The 11954-nt window shown below is 55.1% G+C and carries 10 protein-coding genes; 3 read left to right on the top strand and 7 right to left on the bottom strand.

Annotated elements, in window-relative coordinates:
• Nucleotides 1-44 precede the first annotated feature (44 nt).
• Nucleotides 45-1499, bottom strand: a complete 1455-nt coding sequence (locus AC0QHF_RS22560) for a CHASE3 domain-containing protein (RefSeq protein ID WP_324706504.1) — start codon at nucleotides 1497-1499, stop codon at nucleotides 45-47.
• Between the two features lie 117 nt (nucleotides 1500-1616).
• On the opposite strand from AC0QHF_RS22560, the gene AC0QHF_RS22555 reads away from it, so the two are divergent.
• Nucleotides 1617-2150, top strand: coding sequence for a GNAT family N-acetyltransferase (locus tag AC0QHF_RS22555; protein ID WP_324706503.1), 534 nt, complete (start codon nucleotides 1617-1619; stop codon nucleotides 2148-2150).
• Nucleotides 2151-2359: 209 nt separating this feature from the next.
• Here AC0QHF_RS22555 and glyQ read toward each other — a convergent pair whose 3' ends face one another.
• The 6 genes from glyQ to AC0QHF_RS22525 all read right to left on the bottom strand — a co-directional run bounded on the left by glyQ (nucleotide 2360) and on the right by AC0QHF_RS22525 (nucleotide 9119).
• Entirely contained in the window at nucleotides 2360-3244 is an 885-nt protein-coding gene (gene glyQ, locus AC0QHF_RS22550) for a glycine--tRNA ligase subunit alpha (RefSeq protein ID WP_324706502.1), read from the bottom strand.
• 393 nt (nucleotides 3245-3637) lie between these two features.
• Complete coding sequence (locus tag AC0QHF_RS22545) at nucleotides 3638-5221, bottom strand: HEAT repeat domain-containing protein (RefSeq protein ID WP_324706501.1); 1584 nt, start codon at nucleotides 5219-5221, stop codon at nucleotides 3638-3640.
• A 144-nt stretch (nucleotides 5222-5365) separates the two neighbouring features.
• Complete coding sequence (locus AC0QHF_RS22540; RefSeq protein WP_324706500.1) at nucleotides 5366-5659, bottom strand: hypothetical protein; 294 nt, start codon at nucleotides 5657-5659, stop codon at nucleotides 5366-5368.
• A 175-nt stretch (nucleotides 5660-5834) separates the two neighbouring features.
• Nucleotides 5835-7238: an FAD-dependent oxidoreductase gene (locus AC0QHF_RS22535; RefSeq protein WP_324706499.1), complete on the bottom strand. Its 1404-nt coding sequence runs from the start codon at nucleotides 7236-7238 to the stop codon at nucleotides 5835-5837.
• A 144-nt stretch (nucleotides 7239-7382) separates the two neighbouring features.
• The gene (locus AC0QHF_RS22530; RefSeq protein ID WP_324706498.1) at nucleotides 7383-8378 is read right to left on the bottom strand and encodes a WG repeat-containing protein; all 996 of its coding nucleotides are present in this window, start codon (nucleotides 8376-8378) and stop codon (nucleotides 7383-7385) included.
• A 183-nt stretch (nucleotides 8379-8561) separates the two neighbouring features.
• On the bottom strand, nucleotides 8562-9119 hold the full coding sequence (locus AC0QHF_RS22525) for a Crp/Fnr family transcriptional regulator (protein WP_324706497.1): 558 nt from the start codon (nucleotides 9117-9119) through the stop codon (nucleotides 8562-8564).
• A gap of 575 nt (nucleotides 9120-9694) precedes the next feature.
• On the opposite strand from AC0QHF_RS22525, the gene AC0QHF_RS22520 reads away from it, so the two are divergent.
• Complete coding sequence (locus AC0QHF_RS22520; RefSeq protein WP_324706496.1) at nucleotides 9695-10333, top strand: transaldolase family protein; 639 nt, start codon at nucleotides 9695-9697, stop codon at nucleotides 10331-10333.
• A 171-nt stretch (nucleotides 10334-10504) separates the two neighbouring features.
• Nucleotides 10505-11954, top strand: a 1450-nt coding sequence (locus AC0QHF_RS22515; protein WP_324706495.1) for a tetratricopeptide repeat protein, incomplete at its 3' end; no start/stop codon positions are given.

Below are 11954 nucleotides of genomic sequence, written 5' to 3'. Positions count from 1 at the left end.
AGCGCCTGGGAGATTGGGTTCCCGACGCCGGAAGTATGTCAACGTTAAACAATGGAACGAAGTTGCACGGCCGCATCGTTCAAACGATGAGTTCCTTCCTTCACCTGAGTGATGCCACTGGCGGTTTCTTGGGAGGCTCGGTTGAGGTCATTCATCGCAATGAGTACCTGTTGAATTGCGGTGGCTTGCTGCTTGACATTGAGGGAAATTTGCTGGGAGCTAGTCACAATATTGTTGACCGAACTTGTCACCCCCGAGAAGGCTCGGGCTGTCTCTTCCGCAATGCCGACATTTTCCGCCACAGTCTTCGTCCCTGCCTCGGTGGCGGAAACCGTCTCGTCGATCGCCTTTTGAATCTCATTCACCAGAACATTTATTTTCTTCGCCGAACCCTTACTTTGGTCTGCAAGTTTGCGAATTTCACCGGAAACGACACCCAAACCCTTCCCCTGTTCGCCCGCCCGCACGGCTTCCACGGCGGCATTGAGAGCCAGCATATTAGTTTGATTTGCCAAGTTACTCACCAGGCTAGAAATCTCGCCAATCTGATTCGTTTGTTCGCTCAAACGCCGGATGTTAGTCGCGATCGCGGCAACTTTATCCTGTATAATTTCCATCCCTTGAAGGGTGCGATCGACAGCCCGGGTACCCCCTTCTGAGAGAGAGAGGGCGGCGCGGGCTTCCCGGGCGGCAGTTTCCGCCTGTTCGGCACATTGGCGCGAAGAAGCCGCCAATTCATCCATCGTGGCGTTCGTTTGGTTGGCGGCGGCTGCCTGATTTCTTGCCGTCCGTTCCTGCTCCTCCACGGTACTCAAAATTTCACTGGAAGAACTGCCAATTTGAGCCGCCACCCAATCAATCGGTTTGATGACTTCCCGACTGATAAAAATCAAAATTAAGATGCCCAATACAATGCCGGTTGCCGTACCGACGACATTGATCGCGATCGCCAGTTGAGAGAGATTTTCCATTTCCGCCTCGCGATCGCGCAACAAGTCTTCTTCGATCTGAATCATGGCGGCGATCGTCGCCCGAACCTCATCCATCTTGCCTTGACCTTCTCGGGTTAAAAATCGAGCCAGGAGTTCCTCGTCTTGGTTATTGATTTTGAGTTGAATGTTAACTTCTATCTCCCGCAATTTAAGGTCAATGAGGCGCTCCAAATCGTCAATATTTTCCTGCTGAACCGGGTTGTCGCGGGTGAGTTCGCGAACCTCCGCCACCAGAATTTCCACATCCTCTTTACCTTGGAGGTAAGGTTCGAGAAAACTTTCCCGATCCGCCACCAAAAAGCCCCGCTGGCCCGTTTCCGCATCGACCATCGACTTTTCCAGGCTTTTCAAGTTAATAATAACCTTATAGGTGTGTTTGACCCAATCGTTCGTTTCGTGCAGGCGATTGATTGTCGTCCACGACAGCACTCCCAGACCCGCCATCAGGACGAACATGATACCAAAGCCGACCCGGATGACGGGGGCGAGTTTAATTTTGCTTGTCATTGCCGAATTTTAGATGTAGAATAAAAGGAAAAAAAATCCCTTATTTGATAATATCAAATCCGATCTTTTGCCCGTTCTCCGAATTGAGATGCTGGCCCAGGAGAGTGATTCAAAACAATGGCCGACAATCATTATCGCATCCGGTTGGCAGCGATCGCGGAACTGCCCGAACTGCAAAACATCGAACGAACCGCCGCCCGATTATTTGCGACGGTGGGTTTGGCGGAAGTCGCCGAAAGCGAACCCACACCTTCGACCATTTTGCGGCATCACCAAGCCGCCGGACGGGTGTGGGTGGCGGCGGACGATCGCGATCGCCCCGTGGGATTTGCGATCGCCGCAGTGCTCGACGGCTGCGGCTACCTGCAAGAATTGTCCGTCCACCCGGCCCACAGTCGCCGGGGTTTGGGAACCCGCCTCGTGGAAACAGTCTGCCACTGGGCGAAACATCGAGGTTATCCGGCCGTCACCCTGTCCACATTCGGCGATTTACCCTGGAACGCCCCGTTTTATCAAAAATTGGGATTTCGGATACTCGGGGAAGCGGAACTGACCCCCGGACTCCTGGCCGTGCGAACCGCCCAGGCAAAAGCCGGTTTTCCCGTTGAAAGGCGGGTTTTCTTAAAATTGGATTTTCTCGATGGGGAGTAGGGAGGCTCCAGGAGTCAGGGGAGGCTCCAGGAGTCAGGGGAGGCAGATTTATGTCAGATCCGTACAAATTCCCCAATCATCTTCAGATGATTTTCGCTACAAGAAAAGGGAATTGATTCCCAAGCGGTGCAGATTTCCCACCCGTTCCTCGGCTCCCTCCGCTTCCTCCGCTCCCTCCGCTTCCTCCGCTCCCTCCGCCCCCCATTTCTTCAAGCGGCGGCTTCCGTAGATTTGATGAGGGGAAATCCCAAATTTTCCCGCTGTTCCAGATAGCGGCTTGCCACCCGGCGGGCGAGGTTGCGGATTCTGCCAATATAGCGCGTCCGCTCCGTCACGGCGATCACCCCCCGGGCGTCGAGGAGGTTGAAGCTGTGGGAACACTTGAGCACGTAGTCCAAACTCGGAAGTACCAAACCCCTGTCGATCAACTGTTCCGCCTCCTGTTCGTACAGGGAGAATAGGTTGAACAGCAAATCCGGGTTGGCCGCTTCAAAATTGTAGGTGCACTGTTCGATCTCCCCCTGGAGGTGGATGTCGCCGTAGTTGAGATCGTCGGTCCAGGCAATTTTGACGATCGCCTCCACATTTTGCAGGTACATCGCCAACCGTTCCAACCCGTAGGTGATCTCAATGGAAACCGGGCGGCAGTCGATGCCGCCACACTGCTGAAAGTAGGTGAATTGGGTAATTTCCATCCCGTCGAGCCAGACTTCCCAACCCACGCCCCAGGCGCCGAGGGTGGGCGACTCCCAGTTATCCTCGACGAAGCGGATATCGTGATCTTCGGGATGGATGCCGAGCACCCGCAGGGAGTCCAGGTAAACCTCCTGGATGTTGTCGGGGGAGGGTTTGATCAGAACTTGATATTGATAATAGTGCTGGAAGCGGTTGGGATTTTCCCCGTAGCGGCCATCGGTGGGGCGGCGGCAGGGTTCGAGATAGGCGACAGACCACGGTTCCGGGCCGATCGCCCGCAGGAAGGTGTGGGGGCTCATGGTCCCGGCGCCCTTTTCCGTATCGTAGGGTTGGGCGATCAGACAGCCGCGATCGCTCCAAAATTGGTTGAGAGTGGCAATGACAGATTGAAAGTTCACGTTCTCGATCGCTAATTCGTTCCTAAAATTTAATGATACTTGCCCTCACGCCCAAGGAGGCAGGGGAGGCGGAGGAGGCGGAGGAGGCGGAGGAGGCAAGCTTATATAGCAACCGCCAGAACGGTTAGGACAGATCTGCCAATTTGAGACCCGCCTTGAAATGAATTTCAAGGCTCACAGCAAAAGTCCACGCAAGCGTGGACTCGGTTGGAGCATAACCGTCCTAATATCAAATCCGGTTATCCCCTCCTCAACCTCCCCAATCATCTTCAGATGATTTGAGCTGTTAGCTTGGGAATTGATTCCCAAGCGGTCCAGATATCCCACCCGCTGCCCCCTCCGCTCCCTCCCGACTCCCTACACCCTACACCCTACACCCTACCCCCTACACCCTTATCCGACCATCCGCATCAGCCGCCCGCCCCGCCTCAACAGCATATCGGCCAATTCCACGATCCAGGGATTCGGCGACGCCTGGGGTTGGGCCTCCATCACGCAGGCGAAGGCCTCATCTTCCAAGCCGGCGGGGAGGCGGGAAGCACAGGCGGCCAGGGCGATCGCGGGCGATCGCCGGTTTCCCATCTGGCAGTGGACGAGGAGATCTCCCCCGTCGGGATCGACGGTTTCCATAAATTCGATCGCCCGGATGACGTGTTCGCGTTGGGGGAGGACGTACTGGGGATCGCTGTCGGGGATGTGGATGTCGTCGAACTCCAATTTCAGGCGGTGGGGGACTTGGGAAATAAATTTGGGGAGGGAGTCCCCGGAATTGGCGATGGAGATGATATGTTCGACATCGGCACCGCGATTTTTGTGGACGATATAATTTTCGAGTTGCAGTCGGGAGGAAATCCACAGTTTGGGGAGGAGGGGGTGGCAGGACTCGGAACCGCGATCGCCCGCCATTTCGGTGCTGGCCTCCGCGACCTCTTCGTTGAGGCGATCAACGATGGTTTGGGCGATGGATTGGACGTAGGGATCGGGGTCGTCGATCGCCCGCTTGATGCCGGCCAGGGCCTCGGCCGTCCGCACGAATTGGAAGGTTTCGAGCACTTTCGCCCGGACGTAGGGATCGGGGTCGTCGAGCTTGTCGAGGATGGCCTCCCAGGTGGCTTCGCGATCGCTTTTCGCCAGCACTTCGATCACCCGGGTGCGGACATCCCCGTTGGGGTGGTTCAGGGCGCGGATCAGCACGTCCCAGGCCGCCGGGGTGCCGATCGCCCAGAGCCCGTAAACGGCGTTGGCGTTGACGTAAAAATTGGGGTCGTCTAGGGCCGCTTCCAGTTGGGGGATCACCTCTTCCCGATCCAGCAGTCCCAGGGCCGTCGCCGCCCGACCCCGGACGTAGCGATCGCAGTCGTCGGCCAGAACCCTTTCCAGGGGCGCGATCGCGGCCGAGGATTTCAGGTTCCCCAGGGCCGTCGCCGCCCGCCAGCGGATCTGGGGATCGTCGTGGTTGAGGACTTTTATCAATCCGGCGACGGCGCGATCGCTCCCGATCTGCCCCAAGGCCCACACCGCCCACACCCCGGCGCTCGGAACCGTCTCCCCCAGGGCCTCCATCAGGTGCGGTTCGGCGGGGTAGCCGATCTGAACCAGGGCCCAGGCAGACCAGGCGTTGACTTCCCCGCTCTCGTGTTTCAACCCCTTCAACAACCAGGGGATCAGGCGGGGCGATCGGGTCCGTCCCAGCAGGCGAATTTTGAGCGGCAGGGGGATTTTGAGCTGTCCCACCAATGCGAAAGCCTTCGTCTGCAACCGGGGCCGGATCGCCTGGGTGAGGGCGATGCCCCGGATCGGATCGACCCGCAGCACCCAGCGCATCACCCGGACGACGACCTCTTCCGAGTCGCTCCCGGCCAGCAGCGCCGCCAGGGAATCGATGGGCAACCCCCTCTGGTACTGCTGTTGGAGCTGCGCGTCGTCGCACTGGTGCAATTGCTGTTTGAGCTGTTCGATGTCACGCGGATCGGCCATGAAGGGGCACTCAATTCGCACAAGGGGGCAATCTGACGGGGAACCCGGGGGGTCGATCTCAGGCTCGGTGCGCCGTCACGGTCATTATATCCGAAGCGTGTTGGGATGCGAGGAGAATCGTTTTTTTATTTAATGTTAATAGAATTATCGCAATTTTTTTGCTCGTCTTTTTAGATGTTCTAACACTTCATCGGTGAACGGATTTTCATCTTTTTTGAGAGTATCGATTGAGTGACTGATGCGCTGAAGCGCAACAACGGGTTGCGACGCCCTTTTTCTGGCTTTTATAACCGGAGTTTCGGACTCGGGGATTCGCCCCAAGTCGATCGCGCTCCGGCCGATATCAAAACAATCTGGATAACTCATCCCGGCCCCCAGCGCATCGTAAAATCCGGTGGAAAATGCGATCGCGACGCGGTCTCCGATGGGGCGATTCATAACGTGCGTTTGATTCGGTGTCCCCTGCCATATCATAACCGAAGTTTGCCTCGAAATGTCAACTCGATTCACTCGAATGCGCGACAGTCCCGGACGGCTAGTCTCTTCTATGGGTGGAATATTTCTCGCCCTCACCCCCGACCCCTCTCCCAATTTTGGGAGAGGGGAGTTTCACCTATTTTGTTGATAGGATTTGGGAGGTTTCCGTTTGGGAAATGGGCGGTTTAAACCCGATGCGATCGCCCAATATCCACATTATATATCGGGGGTGAAAAAGGGCGGCAGGCGGTTTTATCATGTGAACCACTTCGATAAATGTCCGGTACATTTCCGGATGCCGGGACGTGAGTTGGAGGAGGCGATCTAAATATCCCTGCATGAAACGGGTCATCAAATCCGGTTTTTTTCCTTCCGTGGTTTCCCAGCGACTATCTTCCCCCGTCGCCATCAGCCAGGGGTCGCGAATTTTGCCCGCCAATTGTTGTTGAAATCGGCGGGTGAGTCCGGTCATCCCCTGCGGGTGGTCGAGACATTCGGCAAGGGTTATCGCCCCCACCGCCGCCGTCGTCATCCCCTGTCCGTAAACGGGATTGAAGGCACAAACCGCATCGCCGAGAACCGCCAATCCTTCCGGCATCCGGGATAATTTTTCGTAGTGGCGGCGGCAATTTTCCGTCCGCCGATAACAGTGAATTGGAGACAGGGGTTCGGCATGGCGAATCGCCTCGTATAAAATCGGGTCGGCGAGACTTTCGGCAAATGCCAAAAATCCGGCTTCGTCGCCGGGGGGATAGTCCCGACCCAATCCCGCCAAGGTCAAAATCCACTGATTATTTTCGACGGGATAGAGAACGCCACCGCGTTTCTGATGGGGTGGGGAAGCTTGCAAATACAAGCCTTTCCAGGGGGCGGTAAAATTCGCCGGAATTTGATACCGTCGGGAAGCATAACCGAGAAATGAGTTGATGACGGTTTCCTCCGGGGAGCGATCGCCCAATTCTTCCAGCCATTTGGGAGTCGATGAATTGCGACCGCTGGCATCGACGACCAGATCGGCGGTCAGGGTTTCCGGCTGCGATTCTTCCGGGGAATTTTGCCCGTATTTTTGATATCGAACGCCGACAATTCGGGACGTTTCGGAATCGGTTAAAAAGCCCGTAACTTTGCTATTTTCGAGTAATTCAAAGTTGGAAAACTGTCGCAGGCGGCGGGCGATCGCCCATTCCAAAAGAGGACGGCTGCAAGTCGCCGTCAACAGATCCGAGGAAATGTTGGGTTGTCGCGTATTTCCCACATACCAACGAAAATCCGTCGTCCAATTCAACCGGGGCACTCCCATCGCCATCAATTCGGCTTCCAAACCGGGAAATAGCCCTTCGAGGATGTATTTTCCCCGAGTCAAAAGGGCGTGGACGTGGGTGGCTTGGGGAACGCCGGGGCGGCGTTCGGGTGCGTCCGGGAAGCGATCGCGTTCGATTAGGATAACCCGTTCAAAGCGATCGCACAAAATGCGGGCGGCGAGGAGTCCGGCGATGCTACCGCCAATGACAACCGCTTGGCAAAGGTGAGAATGTGTCATCTGAAATTAAAGTTAGTGATTCCAACCCATTGTAGGGGCGAATGGTATTCGCCCTCCGAGACCATCGGAAACAGACAAGAGACCATTAGATCAGATCTAGTTTTTTAACTAAACAGACTCCCAATCATTGATCGATTATTTTTGCTACAAGAAAAGGCAATTAAGTCCCGAGCGGTCTGAATATTTATATGGAAACCAAACCCACTCGCCCCGGCGATCGATATATCCCCAATCCGCCCCGAGTCGGACGGCCGCGAGTCCGTTTTCAAAGGCGGCGGCGCCGTCGAACTGCGGGGGGATTTTCATCTCGCCTTTCGTGTCGATGTATCCCCATTTCTCCCCGATTTTAACGGATGCCAATTTTTCGGAAAATGACTTGGTTTCGGAAAAGTTTCGAGAAAATTTTGATGTCCCCGTTTTGTCGATATATCCCCAATTTTTACCGATTTTAAAAGGAGCCAAATTTCCGGAAAAATCCCAGGCGAAATCAAACCGGGGCGCGATCGCGATCTTCCCCGTTTTGTCGATATAACCGATTTTCCCATCCGCGACCACCATCGCCAACCCCTCCGAAAAGCGCCAGGTGAGGTCAAATTGGGGCGGGACGACCCGCTCTCCCCGTCCGTTGATATATCCCATTTGGCGATCGACCCGCACCGCCGCCAACCCTTCTCGAAATTCCGAGGCGCTGTCAAAGTCGGGGAGAATTACAAATTGACCGGTTTTATCGATATAGCCCATTTTGATGGAATCCGATTCGGATTTGATGCCAACCGATGCCAAATTCGCTCCGAAACTCCAGGCGAAGACAAATTGACGGGGAATTATTGCGTTTCCAGTTGTGTCGATAAATCCCCATTTTCCGTTTAATTTTACCGCAGATAATCCCCGGGAAAAGCTCCAGGCGACATCGAATTGGGGGGGGATGACGGGGCGGTTGGTGCGATCGATAAAACCCCATTTCGATTTGACCGCGATCGCCGCCAACCCTTCCGAAAATCCCGAGGTTCCGTCGTATTGCGGGGAAATAACCATCCGGCCGCTTTTGTCGATATATCCCCATTTTTCATTTTGGCGGATGGGGAACAGGGGCTCTGAGGTTGGGGATGCGATCGCCTCGAAAATATTGCCGTTTACCATATCCCCCTTTAGCGGTCAGCCGTCAGCTTTCAGCCGTCAGCTTTCGTCAAATTCCCCCCCATTATATCATATAATGAAACGACCCTGCCCTTGAAAAGGGGGGACTTTGAGTCAACCGGCGTACCTGATCAACTTGAAAATTACCGTAATACTTTTTACTTTTTTAATTCGAGTCGGAACATACTATTTGAGAACGACACAGTGCCGGCGGGGCCGCAGGATCATGCCCTCCCGTTCCAACTTCGTCATCATCCGGGTGACGCTGACGCGGGTGGTTCCGATCACATCAGACATTTCCAAATGGGTGAGGCGGAGGTTGATTAACGTGCCCTCTTCGACGGGACAGCCGAACTTTTTCGCCAGCCATCTCAGAAAATTCAACAGCCGTTCGTCGGTGCGTTGGGTTTGCAGGAGGCTGTGTAGTTCCTCCATCTGGTGCAAATAGTATAAAATCCGATCCAACTCTTGGGGCCACTGTGCGGAGGGGATAAGATTGACTTTGACCGGCGTCAGACATTCAATTTGATAGGGGTTGAGTCGGGACAGGGGTTGACCGATAATTTCTCCGGGTCCCCAATATCCCAAACCGATCAAATTTCCCTCGTCGCCCCAAGTCAAGGTGCGGACGACCCCCTCCTCTATCTTCCACAACGCATCGGGCCAGAGGGGAACGAAATCGCCCCGGCAAAAACGGCGGGATTTCAGGTTGTCAGGGACGGCGACAAGCTGCAAGGTAGCCACGGCAACACCTACGGGAATGGGGAACGCTTACAGCAAAAAGCGTAACGCTTTTAGGTTAACTGAAGGTTTAAACGAGATTAAAAACGAGATGAAATTCGGGTTGGGAGTCGGCAAAAGTCAACAGACAACAGGCGACGGGCGATAGTTGGGAGGTATAGCGCTGTGCGCTGGGGTGTAGGGTGTAGGGATGGGAAATTCCCTTGTCATCAGGATTTCAAGGTTTGTCCTCCTTTCGGAAACTGTAAATAGACGATCGCTCGCCGCTATATAGCAGTGTGAAATGATTCGTGAAAATTTGAGCGGCTCAAAGCCCCCAGGATTGGGGGTTTGGGGGCCAGGTATTTTTCAGAATGACTTCACGCCGCTATACATTCCTACGATTGATTTGCCAGGTGTCCCAACCCGGCCTAGGATGTGGGATAATCTCAAATCCCGATTCGCGACAGCGCACTTATCGCCAACCCAAAAACATCTGTAGTGGCGGTAGTCGGGAATCGCGAGAAGGACAATTTAATTGTCAATTATCAATTGTCAATTATCAATTCTTCCCCACACCCTTATACGGAGGTAAAATCGTGGCCCTCTATCTCGACTCAGCCATTCTCCCGGAAGCCCAGGCCGCCAGCCAGTTCGGATGGGTGAAGGGAGTCACCACCAACCCCACCCTGTTGGCGAAAAGTGACCTTTCCCCGGAAGAAACCCTGAAGGGACTCCGGGAACTTTTCGCGGGGGAGATTTACTATCAACTCGCCGCTTTGGATTTCGAGGGAATGGTTTCGGAAGCCTGGGCGGCTTACAATATCCTCGGGGAACAGACGGTTTTGAAGGTGCCCGCCACGGCTTTGGGGTTCCACGTCGTCTCCCACCTGTCGCCGAAAATTTGCTGTTCCGTCACCGCCATTTACAGTGCGGCACAGGCAGCGGTGGCGAGGGAAGCGGGGGCCAAATATGCGATCGCCTACGTCAACCGGGCCACCCGACTCCTGGGAGATGGCGTCGCCCTGGTTCGGGAGATGGCGGACATCCTCGCCGGAAGCGACACCAAAATTCTCGCCGCCAGTATCAAATCCCCCGCAGAAGCCGCCGCCACCCTCCAGGCGGGCGCCTACCACCTCACCCTCCCCTTCGACATCCTGCAAGCCCTCACCACCCACGAACTGTCCGAGCGAACGGTGGAGGAGTTCAGCAACAACGGCCGGGGATTGCTCGATTAAAATATAGCTTTCAGCAGTCAGCTTTCAGCTATCAGCTTGCCGTTTAGGGCCGATCGCGCGGAGGTTTTGGACTTGAAGGAATCCCGAAAAATGCAGTTTCTCGGATTGCATAAACGCCGCGACTGCGTACAAATATCAAAAAAACTGTAGTTGACTGACAATTAGAGACAGATGTGGACGAAAAGCGGGTGGTCTATCTGGGTGGCGATCGCGGGTTTTTACGCTCCGGCGGGATGGGTTCAACTCCCGGCATTGGCGGAGCCGACACTCATCGCCCAACAGTCCGATTCGGGCGCGGCGGATGCCAGCTTGCAACGGGGAATGGAACTGTTGCGAGAAGGGACGGCAGAATCGCTGCGGGCCGCAATTCCCTATTTTGAGGAGGCGGCGAGGTTGTACGAACAGACGGGCGATCGCGCCAACCAAGCTTTCGCTCAACTGGCATTGGGTCGAGTCTACAGTGACTTGGGGGAAAAGCAACAAGCCCTGGAGTATTACGAGCAAGCGCTACCTTTATTTCAAGCGGTGGGCGATCGCTCCCGGGAAGCTACCACCCTCAACAATATCGGTAGGGTCTACTCCGCCTTGGGGGAAAAACAGACAGCCTTGGAGTATTACGAGCAAGCTTTGCCCTTGAGACGAGAAGTGGGCGATCGCTCCGGGGAAGCCACCACCCTCAATAGTATCGGTGGGGTCTACTCCGCCTTGGGGGAAAAGCAGACAGCCTTGGAGTATTACGAGCGAGCTTTGCCCTTGAGACGAGAAGTGGGCGATCGCTCCGGGGAAGCCACCACCCTTTACAATATTGCTTTTCTCCAACGTTCCCAAGGCTCACTCACCGAAGCCCTTGCCAACATGGAACAGGCGATTGGCCTAATTGAAGAACTCCGCAGCCTCGCCCCATCTGGCGAACTCCGCCAAACCTTTTTCTCCACCGTTCAAGACCGTTACCAGTTCTACATTGAGCTATTGATGCAACTGCATCAACAAAACCCCCAAAAAGGATATGACGCGATCGCATTCCACGCCAGCGAGCGATCGCGCGCCCGGACCCTGTTGGAATTGCTGCGGGAAGCCAACGCCGATATCCGCCAAGGTGTCGATCCGGAATTGGTGGCCGAAGAACGCCGTTTGCAACAAAAACTCGATGCCGCAGAAACCCGCCGCCTGGAAATTTTCGGCGACGACAATTCCACCCGCACCCAAAAGGAAAATATCCAAGCGGAACTCACCGAACTTTTGAAACAGTACGAAGAAATCCGAGCCCGAATTCGCGCTGCCAGTCCCCGCTACGCCGCCCTCACCCAACCGCAACCGCTGACGTTGGTGGACGTGCAACAACAGGTGGTGGACGAAGAGACGGTTTTGTTGCAGTATTCCTTGGGGGAAGAAAGCAGCTATCTCTGGGTCGTCACCCCCACGGAAATGACCGTCCACGAACTGCCGGGGCGAGAAGAAATTGAAGCCAAAGCGGATGATTTTCTGTACGCCATCACCAGTGTTACCCGACGCGACAATCCGCGCTGGGTGAATGCCGCCGCCCGGGAATTGAGCGAAATGATACTGCAACCCGCCGCCGATCACTTGCAGAAAAAACGACTGTTAATTTCCGCCGATGGTA

The sequence above is a fragment of the Lyngbya sp. CCY1209 genome (assembly GCF_055795065.1).
This window is presented reverse-complemented; position numbering and strand designations above follow the sequence as displayed.

Coding starts and splice junctions, on each gene's coding strand:
- AC0QHF_RS22560 (WP_324706504.1), bottom strand. CDS start 1,499: ATGACAAGCAAAATTAAACTCGCCCCCGTCATCCGGGTCGGCTTTGGT.
- AC0QHF_RS22555 (WP_324706503.1), top strand. CDS start 1,617: ATGGCCGACAATCATTATCGCATCCGGTTGGCAGCGATCGCGGAACTG.
- AC0QHF_RS22545 (WP_324706501.1), bottom strand. CDS start 5,221: ATGGCCGATCCGCGTGACATCGAACAGCTCAAACAGCAATTGCACCAG.
- AC0QHF_RS22540 (WP_324706500.1), bottom strand. CDS start 5,659: ATGAATCGCCCCATCGGAGACCGCGTCGCGATCGCATTTTCCACCGGA.
- AC0QHF_RS22535 (WP_324706499.1), bottom strand. CDS start 7,238: ATGACACATTCTCACCTTTGCCAAGCGGTTGTCATTGGCGGTAGCATC.
- AC0QHF_RS22530 (WP_324706498.1), bottom strand. CDS start 8,378: ATGGTAAACGGCAATATTTTCGAGGCGATCGCATCCCCAACCTCAGAG.